The organism is uncultured Muriicola sp. (genome assembly GCF_947258935.1).
Taxonomy (GTDB): domain Bacteria; phylum Bacteroidota; class Bacteroidia; order Flavobacteriales; family Flavobacteriaceae; genus Muriicola.
Window position 1 is genome coordinate 1 of record NZ_CAMYKH010000009.1, and the last position, 18,702, is coordinate 18,702.

Annotated in this window: 19 protein-coding genes; 7 read left to right on the forward strand and 12 right to left on the reverse strand. The window is 39.5% G+C overall.

The window, feature by feature from the left end:
- Positions 1–85 precede the first annotated feature (85 nt).
- Positions 86–1,156: a rhodanese-related sulfurtransferase gene (locus Q0X72_RS02740; protein ID WP_297761723.1), complete on the reverse strand. Its 1,071-nt coding sequence runs from the start codon at positions 1,154–1,156 to the stop codon at positions 86–88.
- A 268-nt stretch (positions 1,157–1,424) separates the two neighbouring features.
- Here Q0X72_RS02740 and recA point away from each other — a divergent pair, with 268 nt between their 5' ends.
- The 4 genes from recA to Q0X72_RS02760 all read left to right on the forward strand — a co-directional run bounded on the left by recA (position 1,425) and on the right by Q0X72_RS02760 (position 5,003).
- Positions 1,425–2,432: a recombinase RecA gene (recA, locus tag Q0X72_RS02745; RefSeq protein WP_297761725.1), complete on the forward strand. Its 1,008-nt coding sequence runs from the start codon at positions 1,425–1,427 to the stop codon at positions 2,430–2,432.
- A 67-nt stretch (positions 2,433–2,499) separates the two neighbouring features.
- A complete protein-coding gene (locus Q0X72_RS02750) occupies positions 2,500–2,919 on the forward strand; it encodes a hypothetical protein (protein ID WP_297761727.1) in 420 nt (139 codons plus the stop codon).
- 40 nt (positions 2,920–2,959) lie between these two features.
- A complete protein-coding gene (locus Q0X72_RS02755) occupies positions 2,960–3,490 on the forward strand; it encodes a sigma-70 family RNA polymerase sigma factor (RefSeq protein WP_297761730.1) in 531 nt (176 codons plus the stop codon).
- Positions 3,491–3,500: 10 nt separating this feature from the next.
- The gene (locus Q0X72_RS02760; RefSeq protein ID WP_297761732.1) at positions 3,501–5,003 is read left to right on the forward strand and encodes an outer membrane beta-barrel protein; all 1,503 of its coding nucleotides are present in this window, start codon (positions 3,501–3,503) and stop codon (positions 5,001–5,003) included.
- 99 nt (positions 5,004–5,102) lie between these two features.
- Here Q0X72_RS02760 and Q0X72_RS02765 read toward each other — a convergent pair whose 3' ends face one another.
- Positions 5,103–5,843 (reverse strand): 1-acyl-sn-glycerol-3-phosphate acyltransferase, encoded by a 741-nt coding sequence (locus Q0X72_RS02765; protein WP_297761735.1) that lies wholly within the window; start codon positions 5,841–5,843, stop codon positions 5,103–5,105.
- A gap of 72 nt (positions 5,844–5,915) precedes the next feature.
- On the opposite strand from Q0X72_RS02765, the gene trpS reads away from it, so the two are divergent.
- On the forward strand, positions 5,916–6,884 hold the full coding sequence (gene trpS / locus Q0X72_RS02770; RefSeq protein WP_297761738.1) for a tryptophan--tRNA ligase: 969 nt from the start codon (positions 5,916–5,918) through the stop codon (positions 6,882–6,884).
- A gap of 162 nt (positions 6,885–7,046) precedes the next feature.
- Here the strand turns inward: trpS and dprA are convergent, their stop codons facing one another.
- Positions 7,047–8,150: a DNA-processing protein DprA gene (gene dprA / locus Q0X72_RS02775; protein ID WP_297761740.1), complete on the reverse strand. Its 1,104-nt coding sequence runs from the start codon at positions 8,148–8,150 to the stop codon at positions 7,047–7,049.
- A gap of 95 nt (positions 8,151–8,245) precedes the next feature.
- Between dprA and Q0X72_RS02780 the strand changes: the two genes are divergently transcribed.
- Both Q0X72_RS02780 and Q0X72_RS02785 read left to right on the forward strand, forming a co-directional pair.
- Positions 8,246–9,190: an SPOR domain-containing protein gene (locus Q0X72_RS02780; protein WP_297761742.1), complete on the forward strand. Its 945-nt coding sequence runs from the start codon at positions 8,246–8,248 to the stop codon at positions 9,188–9,190.
- A gap of 57 nt (positions 9,191–9,247) precedes the next feature.
- Positions 9,248–9,766, forward strand: a complete 519-nt coding sequence (locus Q0X72_RS02785; protein ID WP_297761744.1) for an acyl-CoA thioesterase — start codon at positions 9,248–9,250, stop codon at positions 9,764–9,766.
- A gap of 27 nt (positions 9,767–9,793) precedes the next feature.
- Here the strand turns inward: Q0X72_RS02785 and Q0X72_RS02790 are convergent, their stop codons facing one another.
- From Q0X72_RS02790 to atpA, 9 genes are all read right to left on the reverse strand, one after another.
- Entirely contained in the window at positions 9,794–10,630 is an 837-nt protein-coding gene (locus Q0X72_RS02790) for an aldo/keto reductase (RefSeq protein WP_297761745.1), read from the reverse strand.
- 11 nt (positions 10,631–10,641) lie between these two features.
- Positions 10,642–11,871 carry a peptidoglycan DD-metalloendopeptidase family protein gene (locus tag Q0X72_RS02795; protein ID WP_297761747.1) on the reverse strand — a complete coding sequence of 410 codons (1,230 nt, stop codon included), beginning with the start codon at positions 11,869–11,871 and terminating at the stop codon, positions 10,642–10,644.
- Position 11,872: 1 nt separating this feature from the next.
- A complete protein-coding gene (locus tag Q0X72_RS02800; protein ID WP_297761748.1) occupies positions 11,873–12,661 on the reverse strand; it encodes a DUF4292 domain-containing protein in 789 nt (262 codons plus the stop codon).
- 1 nt (position 12,662) lies between these two features.
- The gene (locus Q0X72_RS02805) at positions 12,663–13,577 is read right to left on the reverse strand and encodes a hypothetical protein (protein WP_297761750.1); all 915 of its coding nucleotides are present in this window, start codon (positions 13,575–13,577) and stop codon (positions 12,663–12,665) included.
- 48 nt (positions 13,578–13,625) lie between these two features.
- Positions 13,626–14,060 carry a dUTP diphosphatase gene (gene dut, locus Q0X72_RS02810; protein WP_297761752.1) on the reverse strand — a complete coding sequence of 145 codons (435 nt, stop codon included), beginning with the start codon at positions 14,058–14,060 and terminating at the stop codon, positions 13,626–13,628.
- The gene (locus tag Q0X72_RS02815; RefSeq protein ID WP_297761754.1) at positions 14,050–15,516 is read right to left on the reverse strand and encodes an oligosaccharide flippase family protein; all 1,467 of its coding nucleotides are present in this window, start codon (positions 15,514–15,516) and stop codon (positions 14,050–14,052) included. Before Q0X72_RS02815 ends, dut begins: the two co-directional genes overlap by 11 nt.
- A gap of 54 nt (positions 15,517–15,570) precedes the next feature.
- The gene (locus Q0X72_RS02820) at positions 15,571–16,089 is read right to left on the reverse strand and encodes a hypothetical protein (protein ID WP_297761756.1); all 519 of its coding nucleotides are present in this window, start codon (positions 16,087–16,089) and stop codon (positions 15,571–15,573) included.
- Between the two features lie 119 nt (positions 16,090–16,208).
- Positions 16,209–17,069, reverse strand: a complete 861-nt coding sequence (atpG, locus tag Q0X72_RS02825; protein WP_297761758.1) for an ATP synthase F1 subunit gamma — start codon at positions 17,067–17,069, stop codon at positions 16,209–16,211.
- Positions 17,070–17,085: 16 nt separating this feature from the next.
- Positions 17,086–18,666 (reverse strand): F0F1 ATP synthase subunit alpha, encoded by a 1,581-nt coding sequence (gene atpA / locus Q0X72_RS02830; protein ID WP_297761759.1) that lies wholly within the window; start codon positions 18,664–18,666, stop codon positions 17,086–17,088.
- Between the last annotated feature and the right edge of the window lie 36 nt (positions 18,667–18,702).

The following is an 18,702-nucleotide window of genomic DNA, read 5'->3' on the forward strand; positions in this document are numbered from 1 at the left end:
TTTTAACATGATTTGAACATAAAAAAGTTATTTTTTGTCCAAAAAGCGGTCATGAATATTTATTACAGGTAAAGATTCTACTTTATTAAAGTGAACTAAAAATGCCTGTTTCCGTGAGCGAAGGGGACTTTTTATACGTAAGGACGTTCGATCTGCCTTTTTTGAATATCTTATTGCTATCTGTCTTTCCTTTACGTAATTTTTTCTGCTCTTCTTCTGGTAAGGAATGTATTTCTTTACACTGATCGGAACAACATTGGTCCATTTTCTCTGCACAGGTATCGCATTGGATAAATAGTAAATGGCATGCTTCATTGGCACAATTAACGTGAGTATCGCATGCTTCACCACATTGATGACAATGCGCAATTACATCCTCGGTAATACGTTCGCCCCTGCGATGATCAAAAACAAAGTTTTTCCCCAGGAATTTATTCTCCAGACCTTTTGATTTTACCTGTCTGGCATAATCAATAATCCCTCCTTCTAACTGGTACACCTTCTTAAACCCCTTATGCTTGTAATATGCACTTGCTTTTTCACACCGGATACCCCCAGTACAGTACATCACCAGTTTTTTATCTTCTTTGAAGTCAGAAAGATCTTTTTCTATGATATCTAATGAATCCCTAAACGTATCTACGTCTGGTGTGATAGCATTTTTAAAATGGCCGATCTCACTTTCATAATGGTTTCTCATATCTACCAGAATTGTATCCGGATCTTCTATAAGTTCATTAAAGGTTTCGGCACCAACGTGAATGCCTTTATTGGTGACATCGAAGGTTTTATCATTAAGACCGTCCGCAACTATCTTCTTTCGCACCTTTACCTTTAGTTTGAGAAAAGATTTGTTGTCTTGTGCTATGGCAATGTTAAGGCGAACGTTCTCCAGAAATGAAATACTGTCTAGCTGTGCCTTAAAGAGTTCAAAATTCTCTGCAGGAACTGAAAGTTGTGCGTTGATCCCTTCATGGGCTATATAGATTCTGCCCAGGACCTCGAGTGCATCCCATTCGAGAAAAAGATGGTTCCTGAGGATTTGTGTATTCCCAATGTGTGCGTACTTATAAAAGGAGATAGTGAGGCGCTCTTTTCCGGCCTCCTCAATGAGGGCTTCCCTTTCTTTCGCACTTAATGTATTGTACAGTTGCATGCTATACCGTGATTAAGGTGAATGAAATTTATAATACAAAAGTACGGATTTTCAGTAGTTTTTAAATAAAAAGAGCCCCGAAATACAGGGCTCTTAAGGATCACTTTAAGGAAATTTTCTTTTCCATAGAGGTGTTACCAGTAAAGTGAACAACAATTAAAAATGTTTATAAGTAGGATGAGATAAATGTAAAAAGGTTGCTTTTGCCGTTGTGTTATGCGAAAAGAAATGGTAATTTAGTCACCCTTAAAATAAAGACACAGAAGACATGAGTAATGAGAAAGAAGCAAAGTTAAAAGCCCTGAAATTAACCCTTGATAAATTGGATAAGACCTATGGGAAAGGGGCTGTAATGAAGATGGGAGACTCAGTAGTAGCCGATGTTGAAGTGATTCCTTCGGGATCATTGGGGCTAGATATAGCTTTAGGAGTAGGCGGTTATCCAAGAGGAAGAGTGGTAGAGATTTACGGACCTGAATCTTCCGGGAAAACCACACTTACTTTGCACGCTATGGCAGAAGCTCAAAAAAATGGTGGTATTGCAGCGTTTATTGATGCAGAACATGCCTTTGATAGATTTTATGCCCAAAAATTGGGAGTGGATATAGACAACTTAATAATTTCACAGCCCGATCATGGAGAGCAGGCATTGGAAATTGCTGATAACCTCATCCGTTCTGGTGCTATAGATATTGTTGTCATAGATTCCGTGGCTGCCTTAACTCCAAAAAGTGAGATCGAAGGGGAAATGGGAGATTCTAAAATGGGTTTACATGCCCGTTTAATGTCTCAGGCCCTAAGAAAACTTACCGCTTCCATAAGTAAGACACATTGTACAGTAATCTTTATCAACCAGCTACGGGAAAAGATCGGGATCATGTTTGGAAATCCGGAAACAACCACCGGTGGTAATGCGCTGAAGTTCTATGCTTCCGTTCGATTAGATATTAGAAGGTCTACCCAAATAAAAAATACAGATGGAGCAGTACTAGGGAATAAAACCCGTGTAAAAGTGGTGAAAAACAAAGTTGCTCCTCCTTTTAAAATGGCCGAATTTGATATTATGTACGGGGAAGGGATCTCCAAATTAGGAGAGATCCTGGATCTGGGAGTAGAATTCGAGATCATTAAAAAGAGTGGTTCCTGGTTTAGCTATGGAGATACCAAACTTGGACAGGGCAGAGATGCAGTTAAAGTGTTGCTAAAGGACAATCCTGAACTATCTGAGGAATTAGAAGGCAAAATAAAAGAGGCTATTACAGCCCTTAAAGGCTAGATCATTCTTCATTGCTTTAAAAGCAACCTTTCCTTTTTATTTTCATCTTAAGAGAAACAATATTGAGATGAGCTTTAAGAGATCTATACCTATTCTTCTTTGTTTTCTTGTTTTGATCTTTCAATCTTGCAAGCTTGAAGATGACAGTGTAAATTTTCGCTTTGTATCCTTACAGATCGTAAGTGCAGACCTTCCGGAATCATTCGACCTTAATGAGACCTATGAGATCAGGGTTACATACGTGCGTCCCAGCGGTTGCTTTTTCTTTGAAGGCTTCGATATTACAAAAGAAGCAACTACCACCCGTAATGTAGTGGCAATTGGTTCAGAATTCTATGAAGAAACGTGTACACAGGCCGCGGAAGAACTGGAAACTTCCTTCGATTTTATCTGCCTGTATGACGAAACCTATTTATTTAAGTTTTGGAATGGAGTAGATGAAAATGGAGTAGATCAGTTTATTGAGATAGAAGTGCCAGTAAATTGATGATCTTTATAGGAGTAAAGAACGAAATCTGATCAACATTTTGAGTCTAGAAAAACTCATTCAACATTGTAAAAAGGGAGATAGAAAGGCACAAGAGCAACTTTATCGAAAATATGCCAGTGTTCTTTTTGGGTTATGCCTTAAATATTCCCGCAACAAGACAGAAGCAGAAGATAATCTGCATGACAGCTTTTTGACCATTTTTGACAAGATAGGGCAGTTTAAATTCAAAGGTTCATTTGAAGGCTGGATCAAACGGATCACCGTAAACACTGTACTTCAAAAATATCGCAAAGATCAGTATTTGAGCCTTGTTACAGATAATTTGGAGGAGGAGCAGGAAGTTGACTATGAATATCCAGACATTCAACTCTCAACACTACTGCAATACGTGCAGGAATTGCCCCCTAAATATCGCCTTACTTTCAATTTATATGTTCTGGATGGATACACACATAAAGAGATAAGTGAGCTTTTAGGTACTACACAGGGAACCTCAAAATCTAATTTGTCCAGAGCAAAGAAAATCTTGAAAGAGAAATTAAAGAACGAAAACATAAATATTGCTTAATTCAATAGGCATGAAAAAAAAGAACATAGAAAAAATATTCCAGGAAAAGCTCGGGGATTATAGCCAATTGCCAGAAGAGCATGTGTGGGACAATATTGCAGCTTCCTTAGATAAAAAGCACAAAAAACGGCGAATTCTACCTATTTGGTGGCAATTGGGCGGGGTGGCTGCCGTACTTATTATTGGTATATTTCTCTTTCTCCCAAAAGAAGAACTGCCCTCTTCTAATGAAATAATTACCAATACACAGGCTCCTGCTAATGTTGATGAATCTACGGATATAAAGATTGGTAGAGAAAACCCGGGAGAGACAAAAGCGTTAGAAAGTACAGAAGCGGAGAACACAATAATCATAGCATCTGAAAAAGATGTAAATGAGAGCTATCCCAAGAACGAAAGAAGTACAGATGGGAATATTATGGCCAAGAAGTCGGAACGAGAAACTCCTAAGGAAAATGGTGTTGTATTAGCCAATGTTACCCCATTGGATAATAAAAAAGTAAATACTATTGAAACCGGAGAAAATGGGAATAATAATATTCCTCAATTAACCGATGACTTAGCTCAAAACGAAGTAAGCTCAGTTGTGAAGCAAGCTGAGAATACTGAAAAAACCCCAGAAGATATAAGTTCATACGGAAACGCTGAATCATTTGCAAAAACTTCTGTTTCAGAACAAAAAAAGCAAGACCCAACTATCGAAAAAGAAGTAAAAAATGACAATAAAACCTCCATCTTTGATGCTATTGCTGCTCAGGAAGAGAAAACTGAACAGGATATCACCGGAAACAAATGGTCAGTTGGCCCTCGAGTAGCTCCGGTCTTCTTTAGTTCCTTATCACAAGGGTCGCCAATTCATTCCAGCTTTCAGAACAATGCCAAATCCGGGAATGTTAATTTGAGCTATGGCCTTGCCGTTACCTATGATATTAGTAAGAAAGTGAGATTGCGATCTGGAGTTCATAAGGTCGACTTTGGATATGACACCAGGGATGTTTCCTTTTCCTCTTCCATAAATGGAGCCACCAATGGAATTATTAATAATATAGATTACTCCTTAAGCTCAAAAAATCTAGTAGTGCGTAGTAATACCAGGAGTGGAAAGATAGCTTCAGAAAATGCACAGGATGTCTCCGGACCAGATCCATCTCTCAATGGTAAGATGATACAGGAATTTGGTTATTTTGAAGTGCCTTTGGAGCTTACATACCAAATTCTCGATAAAAAGTTAGGCGTAAATGTTATTGGTGGTGTAAGTTCTTTATTCCTAGTCAATAATTCCGTAATACTAGAATCTGATGGCATCGCAACTGAAATGGGAGAGGCCAACAATCTGAATGATCTTAATGTGAGCACCAATTTTGGAATAGGCATTTCCTATCAATTAAACAATACACTTCAGCTTAGTTTGGAGCCAATGTTTAAATACCAGCTTAACACCTTTTCAGAGGCAGCTGGTAATTTTCAGCCCTTTTCAATGGGGGTATATTCTGGCTTGAACTTTAAGTTTTAAGATGTTGGTTAGGTTGGTTACTGTATTTGCAGTAACTCCTTAAACGCCCTGCTTCTATTGCAGGGCGTTTATTATACTCTTTGGTATATAAGAATTGATCTATGCATCTTCTTGTATATCCTTCAATATTAAAGCCCTAACCCTATCTCTAAGTTCTCCTTTTCGATTTTCCATTACGTTATCAGTTCTTATAAATAAATGAACTTTCACTCTTAAAATTCCAGGTCCTCCACTGTAAATTGTATAAGAAAATCTTTTTTTGTTATCATAAAACACCATAGGAACGATCGGTATTTTATGAGCAATAGCCATTTTAAAAGCGCCATCTTTAAAGGTGTCTAGGACTACCTCTTCGGGAGGTACACCCCCTTCGGGAAATATACAGATACTCAATCCCTGATTGAGCCTTCTTTGTGCCTTGCGGTAGACTGCCATCCTGCTTTTGCTATCTCCCCGATCAACTAAAATGCACACCCGTTTATAGAAGAATCCAAAGACCGGTATATTCATTAACTCCTTCTTACCTATAAAAACAAAAGGATTTTTACTAACCCAAAGCATCAGCATAATATCGATCATACTTGTATGATTGGCAACCAGCACATAACTCTTACCTCTTTCCATGTTTTCTTGCCATGTGATCTTCGGAATACATCCCATTCCGTATAAAATCATTCGGGCCCAAATATTTCTCGCCAGCCAAAAGAATTGCGGGTAGGTCTTCTCTGAAATAGAAAGAAGAATTAAAAGGGGAGAAAATAAAATAATAGGGATCGCAACCAATATATAGAACCAAACACGATATAGCAACTGGCCAGTTCTTCGGAAAAAAGTGCGCATAAAATCAAAAATAACAATTTTAGCAGGGTTTTAGTATTTCTTTTACTTTTGTCATTCTTTAAAGAATGGCCCATGGCAAGAATTTTAACAGGTATTCAAAGTACAGGTACCCCGCATCTTGGGAATATTTTGGGGGCCATCATTCCGGCGATTAAAATGGCAGAAGATCCCAGCAATGAATCCTTTTTGTTTATTGCAGATATGCATTCTCTTACCCAAATTAAAAATGGGGAAGAATTGCGAAACAATACCTACGCAACAGCCGCTACCTGGCTGGCCTTCGGTCTCGATGTGAATAAAACAGTTTTTTATAGACAGAGTGATGTGCCACAGGTCACCGAACTTACCTGGTATCTCAGTTGCTTTTTCCCTTATCAACGATTAACGCTAGCCCATTCCTTTAAGGATAAGGCAGACCGACTAGAAGATGTGAATGCGGGGCTATTTTCATATCCTATGTTAATGGCGGCAGACATCTTATTATACGACGCCAATATTGTTCCTGTTGGAAAAGATCAGCTTCAACATTTGGAAATGACCCGGGATGTGGCCTCCAGATTCCATGCACAATTGGGCGAAACCTTCGTGCTGCCGGAAGCTCAGGTTCAAAAACAAACTATGTACATTCCTGGGACAGATGGTGAAAAAATGAGTAAAAGTAAGGGTAACCTCATCAATATCTTCCAAACTGACAAGTTGCTGAGAAAACAGATCATGGGTATTTTAACAGATAGCACATCTATGGAAGAACCCAAGGATCCGGACTCCGATACGGTCTATGCCTTGTATTCAATCTTAGCATCCAAAGCGAGTACTGCCGAAATGAGGGGAAAGTACCTTCAAGGAAACTATGGGTATGGTCATGCTAAACAGGAGTTATATGAATGTCTTCTTTCCACTTTTGGTGAAGCCCGGGAAAAGTTTCAATATTATATGAATAATGTATCTGAGATAGACGAATTACTGCATTTGGGTGCCCAAAAAGCACAAGTGGTGGCAGATGATGTGCTACAAAGGGTACGCACCAAACTTGGCTATTAGCAATTTTTAATTACCAACTAAAGGGTTGGTTTATGAATTTATTTCCCTTTTTTAAAATATCAAATACCCCGTCCTAAGTTTAACTGTAACCGTTCAATGACACATTCCCCTAAAGCAAAAGGTTCTATTTGCATATTTTCAAACCGGTTAGTTGGTATTCTCTTAGATAGCTTCGAACTGTTTTCCAGGTAATGGTCTAACCAGACCTTTCAATTCCATGGATAAAAGGGTAGATGCCGTTTTAAAAATTGGAAGATGGCTACCCATTGCGATATCATCTAGAAATTGTTTCCCCTCTTGTTGTAAGAATGAATAAATAGAATGTTCAGTCTCATCCAATTCTACAAATAATTGTTTTTGTATTGGATTTGTGAGCTTCTTTTGCAGATCCCAATTAAGGTGATAGACAAGATCTGCTGCCGAGGTTAGCAGATGTGCCTTTTGCTGTTTGATTAAGGTATTGGTGCCCGCACTAAAAGGATCTTTGGGCCTGCCCGGGACGGCAAAAACATCCCTGTTGTAACTATTTGCAATATCTGCCGTTACCAAACTACCTCCTTTTTCGGCAGATTCAATAACTATGGTGGCTTCGCTAATCCCCGCAATTATCCGATTTCTTCGTAAGAAATTCTCGCGGTCTGGCTTACTGGTACTCCAGAACTCCGTTAAAAAGCCTCCATTTTTTTCTATTGGCGCGCAATACTTCCTATGGGCTCTGGGGTAGATCTGATTCAGCCCATGCGCCAGGCACCCAATTGTTTGGAGTCCAAGTGCATTTGCCGCTTTTTGGATACAAATATCAACCCCATAGGCAAATCCACTTACAATTACAGGATCTAATGGGGCAAGTTCCTCTATAAATTGCTCACAAAATTGCCGGCCATAAGGTGTTATATTGCGGGTACCCACAATACTTATGATCTTCCTGTCCGTTATGTTGATTGCCCCTTTTTGAAATAGGATCAAAGGAGCATCTTGGCAGTGACGTAGAAATTTTGGGTAGTTCTTGTCTTCAAAATAAACATACTCAATACTGTGTTCCTTTATAAAAGCGTACTCATTCTCCGCAGCTTTGAGATACCTGGAGTCATAAAGACCTTCTATGATCTTTGTGCCTATCCCTCCTATTTTGAGTAGTGCTTCTTTCTTTTCTTTAAAAACGGCTGTGGGGCCCCCACAGTAAGCGATTAGTTTCCTCGACGAAATGTCCCCAATATTTGGTATACACTGTAATCTCAGGGCTGATATTAACTCCTCCATCATCATCTGTTCATCTTATTCACAAAATACAGAAAAACCATTGTTAATAAAAAGTAATTTGCCATTTTGAAGCGGCTCTATTTTTTTCCATCTTTGTCTTTATGAGCACCGCTGCCTACATCGAAGAATTACTATACAGGTATAATTGCGTGGTCGTACCCGAATTTGGAGCCTTCCTTACCCATGTAAAATCGGCTTTTATAGACAAAACAGGGCATACCTTTTATCCTCCCTCCAAGGTGCTGTCCTTTAACCGTCAGTTACAATCTAATGACGGCCTGCTAATTTCCTACATTGCTGAAGCTGAAAAGATATCTTATGAAGATGTACAGGAAAAAATGGCTAAAACTGTAAAAGAATGGGGGAAACAATTAAAAAAAGGAGAAACCCTTATCCTGCAGAATATAGGAAGCTTTAAGCCTACAAAAGAAGGGAAGCTGATCTTCCAACCCACAAAGCAGACCAACTTTTTAACCTCCTCATTTGGTTTGAGTTCCTTTGTCTCAACTCCAATTCTACGTGAGGTCCTAAAAGAAGAAGTGGAAGTTCTGGAAGAAAAAGTGCCTTTTATCATTACCCCTGAGGCGCAAAAAAAGAATGAATTTCGTCCTCTTCTTAAGTATGCTGCAATTGTGCTTTTGGCTCTTTCAGCAGGATTTACAGGATATCGAACCTACGATAAGGCCATAACCAATGAGTTAGTATCTCAGGAAAAAGCACAGGAAATCATTTCAAATAGTATTCAGGAAGCAACCTTTTTCGACACCAAGCCCGTGGAATTGCCTGTCTTTAGAGTTGATGTAACCAAAAAAGTGACGAAAAGACATCATATCATTGCCGGAGCTTTCCGGGAAAGAAACAATGCCGACAGGAAGATCAAACAACTCCGCAACAAGGGATTTGATGCCTTTTTAGTAGGTCAAAACAAATTTGGCTTATACCAGGTGGCGTTTGATAGTTTTGAAAAACCAAAACAAGCGTTGGAAGCCCTAAAACAAATTAGGTTAACAGAGTCTCGTGATGCCTGGCTTCTCTCTGTAAAATAACTCACTTTCCTTTTATCTGCCCTTTTATACCTCGTATCTTTGCCGAAATTAGTTACTATGAAGCCGAAAACTCCCAACGATTCCAGAACCATTATGACCGATCTGGTCCTTCCAAGTGAAACTAATCCGTTGAATAATCTTTTTGGTGGTGAATTACTTGCCAGGATGGATAGGGCTGCCAGTATTGCCGCCAGAAGACACAGCAGGCGTATAACGGTAACTGCTTCGGTAAATCATGTCGCTTTTAACAGATCTGTTCCCCTGGGGAGTGTCGTTACCCTTGAAGCAGCCATTTCAAGAACTTTCAGGACGTCTATGGAGGTGTATATAGATGTTTGGATGGAAGATCGTTTAAGTGGGGAGAGAACGAAGGCCAATGAGGCTATTTACACCTTTGTGGCCGTAGATGAAACAGGAAAACCAACTGCGATACCTCCTATTATTCCGGAGACTGCCTTAGAAAAAACACGTTTTGAAGGCGCCTTGAGAAGAAAACAACTTAGTCTGGTGTTGGCAGGGAAAATGAAACCCGATGATGCAACAGAACTAAAGGCCCTTTTTACACAGAAAAAATAGCGTGCCAAAAAAATTCTTTATCTGGAATTAGAGATCAAAGTTGTCCGGATCAGGGCCAAAACGTTTCCCTTTATCCAACTTGTCCAATACAGCCATATCTTCTTTTGAAATTGAAAAATCAAATATAGCGGCATTATCAATGATGCGTTGTCTTTTAGATGATTTCGGAATAGTTACCACTCCTTTCTGAAGGTCCCACCGCAATACAATTTGTGCAATGGTCTTCTTGTATTTACCTGCCATTTCTTTAAAAACATCCATTTCAAAGATCTTGCCTTGCATAAGCGGTGACCATGCTTCGTATTGAATTTTGTTGGATTTACAAAAATCGAGCAGGCCTTGTTGTACTAAATAGGGATGAAACTCCATTTGGTTTACCATAGGCACAATAGATGCTTCTGTTAAGAGATCTTCCAAATGATGTTGAAGAAAATTACTTACCCCTATTGCTCTGATACGTTTTTGTCGATATAATTCCTCCAATGCTTTCCATGTTTCCTTGTATTTACCTTTTACCGGCCAATGAATAAGGTATAGATCCAGATACTCAGTATTCAATTTTTGTAAGCTTGTCTCAAAGGCTTCCATAGTACTGTCGTAGCCCTGTTCTGAATTCCAGACCTTGCTTACCAGAAATATGTCTTCCCTAGGAATTCCGCTGGCCTTGATTCCTTCACCTACGCCTTCTTCATTGTTATAAATAGCGGCAGTGTCTATATGCCTATATCCGGATTGGATAGCCCATTTTACGGCGTTTATTACTTCACTGCCGTCTTTGGACAAGTAAACTCCCAATCCAAAATAGGGCATTTTTACCCCGTTATGCAGCGTAAAACTTCCTTTAATATCCGTAATTGCACTCATAATTCAGATTTTTAGAGTTGATAGATCCATTCTTCGGGATTAAGTCGTGTTGCATCTCTGTACAAATAGAATTTCAATTGGGTTAGCCCGTTCAATCTATTAGTATAAATCTCGCCGAGCTCTTCTTTGGCCACTACTTTATCACCTTTTTTTACGTAAAGATCTGCGAGGTTGTAATATGTACTGATATAATTCCCATGCTTTACCTGCACTCCTTTACCACCTCCGGGCACCGCCAGGATAGCGATCACTTCCCCTTCAAAAACAGCCCTTGCCCTAGCCCCTTTGTCCGTGGCAATGATCACTCCATTATTCTGGTGCTTAATCCCGGGATAAACGGCATCGCTATAAATACCAAATCCTTGTCTTTTTATCCCTTTTTCTACCGGCCATATTAGTCGGCCTTTATTAGCCGAAAAATTAGTTGCTACCAGCGCTGCTTCGGGTGTAAGGATAAAAGTGCTGCTGTTCCCTGTATTGCCTGCTTTCTTATTAGATGCGGCTATTGCACTTCTGATGAGGCGCTCTATTTGTTCATCTATTTTCTTTGCTTCAGCCTTCTTTTTGTTAATGGCGATGGCGTAATTGCTTTCATTTTTTCTGATCGTACTCAGAAGGCCTTTCTGGTCAGTGATCTCTTCAAATAATTCTTTCCTGGCTGCTTTGTTTTCCGATATAAGCGATTCCTTCTCTTTGCGTTGCATGGTAAGATCATTGTTTAGTGTAATAAGATCTTCGGTTTTAGATGCAATTTGAACACCTTGTTGCTTTCTGTATTGGGTATACTGCTTTAAATACTGTAACCTTTTAAAAGCTTGATAAAAATTTTGAGAAGACATAAGGAACATCAATCTGCTTTGTTGAGATCTGTTCTGGTAAGACTTACGAATCATATTGGCGTATTCTTCCTTCAAAATCTCCAGATCCTCCCTGAGTTTCGCAATATTTCTAATATTGGCATTGATCTGTCTACTCAGTAAATTGGATTGTTGATTTGTAACACGGATCAACTGCTGTCTTACATTTATTTTCTGATCTAGCAGCTCCATCTGATCCAAAACGGTCCCTTTTTGTTTCCGTTCTGCGAACAGCAAACGATTCATTTCGGAGATTTCCTTTTGAAGTTGCTCCCTTTTTGCTTCAAGGGCCTTTTGTTCATTGGTTTGTGCCTGTAATGTAGTGCCGGCAAAGGATATAAAAATACCCAGTAGTAAAATCCGATATACAAAGAATGCTCTCATATTAATTCAACACAATCTTATCATATCCATTTGGGATCTTGAAGGGAAAACTAATTTTTGCATTGAATTCAACATTTCGGAATTCAATATCAATTACATTTCGCTGATTATTGTCTATAGCTACTATCCCTACGTTATTTGGTATTAGCTTATTGTTTTTTTGCTGATAATCCTTGTAGCGGATCTCCAACAGTCGTTTTTTCAAGGGTTGTGAAATTTGCTGTGAAGCCAACTTAAAATTTCCGGGGTCTATTTGAAAAAGTGTCTTAAAAAGTTCGTAAGAAGTACGTGGCTTTAATTCGTAAGAGGTTGTGTTGAGTGAAACATCATAGCGTTCGTCCCTCAGATCAAACAAAGCTTCCCCTAGCAGAAGATTTTGCACTTTCGTAAAATCCAGGTCGGTTCCTAATAATTGACTCAGGTACTCAAAACTACCGTCGAAGTAATTATTCTCTAATTTATTATAAAAGGAAACCCTGTCTGGTGTTATCATAGCTTTTACAACACCTAAAGGGCCGCTCAGCCAAATGGTCTTATCTTTTTCCATTCTCAGGCTCACTCCCAGACTTTGACTAGACGCACCATCTGAAAACTCTATCCTGAGTTTGCTAGTGAGCGTTTTGAAATTGACAGAATTTCTGTAATGATTCTTAATGATAGTTTTAGCCGAAAGGTTGGCATCTAAGGTTTTGTCCGATAATATCTTAGCAGATTTACAGGAGCTAACCAGGAATAGCAGGAGCCCAATAAACACCCATCCATTACCTAATATCCTCTTCTTCACCTTCATCTTATGAGCCATTCTTTATTTTGCTAAGATACGTATTTGCCTTTGTTGTCTCTCCCAGGGCGGTATGGGCTATGGCCAATTCACCATAGAATTTATTTAATAATTCATCATTGTCAAAAACAAAATCCAATCCCACCATTAAAATCTCTACAGCCTCCTTATATTCCCTCAAATCATTTAAGGCTGCCCCTTTGGCATAGTAAAAAAAAGGTTGGGCAGGATATGTTTCAATGGCCTCTTCCGCTTTCTGGTTTAAAAGATCAACTTCTCCTTTCTCAGAAAGCGAATTGAGTTCTTTGGTTAATACCTTAACGGGGTTTTCCTCTTTAATATTTTCAATGCCCGGCAATTCTTCACTAACAGGATTTTCCTGCTTTGTTGAATCCTGGATCTTACCGATAAGTTCACGCGTAAACTTGCTGGAGCGCAGATCTTTTAGGACATCTCTGGCAATGTCATATCTTTTTTTTTCAAAGTAGATCCGTGCCAGATTTTCTTTTAATTGCACATTACTATAGGGGAGCTGTTCTTTTATTCCTTTTAGATCGGTTCCCTGAAGTTCCCGGATCTCTACCAGAGTATTCAGGTACCATAGATTGGCTGGCTTACTTATAATTGCCTCACGGGCGTACTCCTCTGCCAAGACCAATTGATTGTTTAATTGGTACATCTTGGCTAATTCATGATCTATAACATCATTATTAGTTTCTAATTGTTTGCATTTTAAAAGCGCATTTATAGCCTTGCCATAATTCTCGATCCCTTTTTGCTTCAACGCCTCAAAGAACAATTCCTGAAAGACATCTGTATTGTCCTCTAATGAAATGGCAGCACTTTCTTCTTCTTGGGAAAGTAAACTTCCTGGCACCATTATGGACACCAAAAAAATAATCGCTATGTAATGCAACGATCTCATAAATAAAAACGTGTAACTGTAATTTTTAGACAGGCGCACATCAACAAACTACTGGGTGCCGGTACTGCCAAAGCCTCCCTCTCCTCTAGTTGTTTGGGATAATTCTTTTACCTCATGCCATTCTGCCCTCTCATGACTCGCGATCACCATTTGGGCAATTCGTTCTCCATCATTAACAACAAAGGGATCTTGCGATAGATTAACAAGAATCACGCCAATCTCACCGCGGTAATCTGCATCTATGGTCCCGGGCGTATTTAGCACAGTTATGCCTTTTTTAGCTGCCAAGCCACTTCTTGGACGTATCTGGGCCTCATAGCCCACGGGTAATTCCAGAAACAAACCTGTTTTAATGATCGTTCGTTCAAGTGGTTTGAGTGTCACCGGGGTATTTAGATAAGCGCGTAGATCCATTCCTGCAGAGGCATTGGTCTCATAGTGGGGTAACGCATGATTCGATATGTTAATGATCTTAATCTTCATTCTTTACAAATATTCGTTTTAGAAGGTTAAATTCCATTTTATAAACCAACAGTAAAAATACTAAAAGAAGGGATGACCCAATGAAGATGTTTCCTTTAAAAACATAAAAAGATAAGGCTGAGAATACTATTGAAATTCCCATATAAAATCCAATTTTTCGTAGATTATAAGGTATGGGATAATACTTCCTTCCAAAATAATAAGACAAAATCATCATGCTGGCATATGCCGCCAGGGTAGCATAGGCTGAGGCATAGTACCCAATAGTGGGTATAAAGAAGTAGTTGATCCCAATGGTGATCAACGCTCCTACAATTGAAATATAGGCCCCAAATCTGGTTCTGTCTGTTACTTTATACCAAACGGATAAATTGTGATAGATCCCAAGGCAAAAACTAGCCAGGATAATAATAGGTACAACGGGCATGGCCTCCCAATAATCCGAATTTAAAACAATCAATTTTTTTAAAAGATCCGCAAAAACAACTACGGCCAGTAAAATTACGCTTCCTAAAACCACAAAATAATTCGTGATCTGAGCATAGGCCTTCTGGGGATTTTCCGATTTGGAATGACTGAAGAAAAAGGGTTCTATTCCCAGGCGGAATGCAGTGGCAAAGAGCGTCATAAACAAGGCTATCTTGTAACAGGCAGAGTACTTCCCTATCTCGCTCTTCGCAATGGCAGCAGGCAAGAGTTCAGATAACATGATTCGGTCGAACACTTCATTTATGGTAAATGCAATGCCAGCGATCATAACCGGGAGACCATATCTGACCATTTGTGACCATAGAGATTTATCGAAGGAATAGGAAGGTAGAATGTAACTTTTCACCATTAGAAGAAGGGTAAGTCCACTGGCTATTAGGTTGGAGATAAAAATATAGGAAATTTGGAAATCTGCTATATAGATAGTTTGAAAGATGCTATCAGGATTTTCCTGAACCAAATTAGGAAGTAGCAATAAAAAGAAAACATTTAACCCTAAATTCACTGCTACATTTACAATTTTTATGACGGCATATCGCGTGGGTTTCTGTCTGGCCCGCAACCATGCAAAAGGGACAATAGCAAGTGCATCGAGTGCTAAAATGTAGATGACATATTGAATATACTGTTGGTCTATGTTTAACAGTAACGCAACTTTGTTTTGAAAAAGTAAAGCAACCAGGGTAAAGACGAAAGTTGTAGCGCCAAGTGAAATTAGAGAAGTAGATAAAACCTTGGTTCTATTATTTTCACTGTTGTAATATCTAAAAAAGGCCGTTTCCATACCATAGGCCAGGATCACATTGAAGATCGCAAACCATGCAAAAATAAGGGTCACTTCTCCATAAGAGCCTGGAGGCATTACTTTGGTGTAAAGTGGCACTAAAATAAACGACAACATTCTGGGCAAGACTGTGGCCAGCCCATAAATAAATGTTTGCTTAAATAGTTTTTGAAACAGACTCAACCGTGTGTTGTTAGGTAAGGCTTAAAATTAGGTATTTAAAGCCTGCTAACAAAGTTAGTTTTTTGGAAGTGAGCGATACAGTAATGGAGGTTTTTCTTTCACTCCTTTAAATTTATAAAATAACAACCTATTCTTCCCTTTTTCCCGGTAGCTGATCACTACTTCGTCCTTTTCCAGTTCAAAAGGGAATTCTTTCTGATCAGATTTTGTTAGTGACGGGGGTTGGTTACCTATTTCTTCTCTAGGATCTGCATGCATTACTATGTCTGGCTTTTCTTCCGGACTCTCATTCTTATGCTTACAAACCAATTCGTAGCCCTTTTCATTTTGTACCACAGAAGGCTTCATAATATGCCCCCTAAAATAAATTTCTTCAAACGTTACTTCTCCAACATTATCCGCAATTGGCAGTATAAGAGTAAATCCCGAACCACTTTCCTCCCTGCCGGCTGCATAGTCCTGGCAACTTGGATCTTTAATCGTAAAAGGCGCCTCCCTGACCAATTTCTTTTGGGAAGAACAGCCAAACAGACCAAATAATATTACGACAGTTAATACAGGTATTTTTCTCATGTTATAGATATCTTTTTAATATCATCCAATAGTAGTGCCAAAAATACACATTCCACAACTTTAAATAAAAAACCCCGACCGTGGTCAGGGTTTTCTTAATGCCTGTTTCAATAAAACGCTTAATTATTAAGAGCTTCTGCCCCGCCAACAATCTCAAGGATTTCGTTGGTTATAGCAGCCTGGCGTGCTTTATTATACTTTAGTTTTAATTGGTCCCTAAGTTCAGTAGCGTTGTCTGTTGCCTTGTGCATGGCTGTCATACGAGCGCCGTGCTCACTGGCATAAGAATCGCGTATTGCCTTGTACAACTGGGTCTTTAAAGATTTTGGGATCAGTTCCATAACAATCTTCTCCTTTTCTGGTTCAAAGATATAATCCATGACCGTCGAAGATTCTGATTGGGACGCCACAATTGGCAGAAATTGTTCGGTCATCAAGATCTGCGTAGCCGCATTCTTAAATTTATTATACACTAGTACAATATGATCATAGGACCCATCTGCAAAGTAACTCATCATTTCTTCTGCAATGTCAGCTACATTGTCAAAAGTTAGGTCATCATATACCTTACTGTGATTAGCAATTACCATATTCTTTTTTCTCAACAAGTCATTTCCTTTCTTCCCAATGGCCAAAAAATGCACTTCCTTATCCTTGTAAGTATCAGCTTTTATAGAAATACATTGTTTAATCACATTAGAATTAAAAGCGCCACATAAACCACGATTAGAGGTAATAGTTACAACCAATACCTTTTTTACCGGACGTTCATCTGCAAATGCGCTGCCTGCATCCGCATCCAGGCTACTGCTAAGATTTTGCAAAAGTTCTGTAAGCTTATTGGCATAAGGGCGCATGGCCGTGATAGCATCTTGTGCTTTTTTCAATTTTGCAGCAGACACCATCTTCATGGCGCTGGTGATCTGCATGGTTGATGAAACCGACGCTATTCTATTCCTTATTTCCTTAAGATTTGCCATGTTTTTTTACTGTAATCTAGCTTTTATATTTCTTAACCATATCCTGGCATACCGAAGTAAGGGTATCTGTTGCCTCATCGGTTAGTTTTCCTGCTTTTAGGGTGTCTAAAACGTCCCGGTGTTTTGCATTTAAAAACTCAAGGTAGTCTCTTTCAAAATCTTTTACTTTCTCCACAGGAACATCTCGCAATAGGTTCTTAGAACCGGCATAAATGATAGCAACTTGATCTTCCACAGTAAAAGGATCGTTTTGTGCCTGCTTCAATATCTCAACATTCCTACGTCCTTTTTCAATTACGTTAAGTGTAGCTGCGTCAAGATCTGATCCGAATTTAGAAAAGGCTTCAAGTTCCCGGAACTGAGCCTGGTCTAACTTTAACGTCCCTGCTACCTTCTTCATAGATTTGATCTGAGCATTTCCTCCTACCCTGGAAACCGAGATTCCCACATTGATCGCTGGTCTTACGCCCTGGTTGAATAAATCCTGCTCCAGGAAGATCTGACCATCTGTAATGGAGATCACGTTTGTTGGAATATAAGCAGAAACATCTCCAGCTTGTGTTTCAATAATTGGCAGGGCCGTTAATGAGCCTCCACCTTTTACCATAGGTTTTAAGACATCCGGAAGGTCATTCATGTTCTTTGCTATGGCATCGTCATCGATCACTTTCGCAGCACGCTCTAAGAGTCTGGAGTGAAGATAAAACACATCTCCCGGATAAGCTTCCCTTCCCGGTGGACGTCTAAGCAATAAAGATACTTCTCTGTAGGCAACGGCTTGTTTGGATAAATCATCATAAATGATCAAAGCCGGACGACCTGAATCTCTAAAATATTCGCCGACAGCAGCTCCTGCGAAGGGCGCATATACCTGCATTGGAGCCGGATCTGAAGCGTTGGCGGCAACTATTGTTGTATAGGCTAGAGCGCCTTTGTCTTCCAATGTTTTTGCGATGTTCGCTACCGTAGAAGCTTTTTGACCAATGGCCACATATATACAATATACAGGTTCCCCTGCATCGTAAAATTCCTTCTGGTTGATGATCGTATCAATACATACCGTGGTTTTCCCGGTCTGACGGTCGCCAATTACCAGTTCCCGTTGTCCCCTACCAATCGGGATCATAGCATCGATAGCCTTGACTCCTGTTTGAAGCGGCTCGTTTACCGGCTGACGAAAGATCACACCAGGTGCTTTTCTTTCCAATGGCATTTCATATGTTTTACCGGCAATAGGTCCTTTCCCATCAATTGGAGTTCCTAAGGTGTCAACCACACGACCAACTATTCCTTCACCTACATTGATAGAAGCAATGCGCTGTGTTCTTTTTACTGTAGTTCCTTCTTTGACCCCTCTTGACGGGCCAAGAAGTACCACCCCAACGTTGTCTTCTTCCAGGTTTAGAACAATACCCTCAAGGCCTCCTTCAAGCTCAACCAATTCTCCGTATTGTACATTGGAAAGACCATAAACACGGGCAATACCATCACCAACCTGCAAAACGGTGCCTATTTCATCCAAGGTTGCTTTAGCTTCAAAGCCCGATAATTGTTTCTTTAAAATTGCCGATACTTCAGCGGCTTTAACTCCTGCCATATGATTAAATATATGTCGAAGCGCAAAGGATTACTC

What these genes read in the sequence shown, in the direction of transcription:
- Q0X72_RS02740 (WP_297761723.1), bottom strand. Translation starts at nt 1,156, where the DNA reads ATGCAACTGTACAATACATTAAGTGCGAAAGAAAGGGAAGCCCTCATT.
- recA (WP_297761725.1), top strand. Translation starts at nt 1,425, where the DNA reads ATGAGTAATGAGAAAGAAGCAAAGTTAAAAGCCCTGAAATTAACCCTT.
- Q0X72_RS02750 (WP_297761727.1), top strand. Translation starts at nt 2,500, where the DNA reads ATGAGCTTTAAGAGATCTATACCTATTCTTCTTTGTTTTCTTGTTTTG.
- Q0X72_RS02760 (WP_297761732.1), top strand. Translation starts at nt 3,501, where the DNA reads ATGAAAAAAAAGAACATAGAAAAAATATTCCAGGAAAAGCTCGGGGAT.
- Q0X72_RS02765 (WP_297761735.1), bottom strand. Translation starts at nt 5,843, where the DNA reads ATGCGCACTTTTTTCCGAAGAACTGGCCAGTTGCTATATCGTGTTTGG.
- trpS (WP_297761738.1), top strand. Translation starts at nt 5,916, where the DNA reads ATGGCAAGAATTTTAACAGGTATTCAAAGTACAGGTACCCCGCATCTT.
- dprA (WP_297761740.1), bottom strand. Translation starts at nt 8,150, where the DNA reads ATGATGATGGAGGAGTTAATATCAGCCCTGAGATTACAGTGTATACCA.
- Q0X72_RS02780 (WP_297761742.1), top strand. Translation starts at nt 8,246, where the DNA reads ATGAGCACCGCTGCCTACATCGAAGAATTACTATACAGGTATAATTGC.
- Q0X72_RS02785 (WP_297761744.1), top strand. Translation starts at nt 9,248, where the DNA reads ATGAAGCCGAAAACTCCCAACGATTCCAGAACCATTATGACCGATCTG.
- Q0X72_RS02790 (WP_297761745.1), bottom strand. Translation starts at nt 10,630, where the DNA reads ATGAGTGCAATTACGGATATTAAAGGAAGTTTTACGCTGCATAACGGG.
- Q0X72_RS02795 (WP_297761747.1), bottom strand. Translation starts at nt 11,871, where the DNA reads ATGAGAGCATTCTTTGTATATCGGATTTTACTACTGGGTATTTTTATA.
- Q0X72_RS02800 (WP_297761748.1), bottom strand. Translation starts at nt 12,661, where the DNA reads ATGAAGGTGAAGAAGAGGATATTAGGTAATGGATGGGTGTTTATTGGG.
- Q0X72_RS02805 (WP_297761750.1), bottom strand. Translation starts at nt 13,577, where the DNA reads ATGAGATCGTTGCATTACATAGCGATTATTTTTTTGGTGTCCATAATG.
- dut (WP_297761752.1), bottom strand. Translation starts at nt 14,060, where the DNA reads ATGAAGATTAAGATCATTAACATATCGAATCATGCGTTACCCCACTAT.
- Q0X72_RS02820 (WP_297761756.1), bottom strand. Translation starts at nt 16,089, where the DNA reads ATGAGAAAAATACCTGTATTAACTGTCGTAATATTATTTGGTCTGTTT.
- atpG (WP_297761758.1), bottom strand. Translation starts at nt 17,069, where the DNA reads ATGGCAAATCTTAAGGAAATAAGGAATAGAATAGCGTCGGTTTCATCA.
- atpA (WP_297761759.1), bottom strand. Translation starts at nt 18,666, where the DNA reads ATGGCAGGAGTTAAAGCCGCTGAAGTATCGGCAATTTTAAAGAAACAA.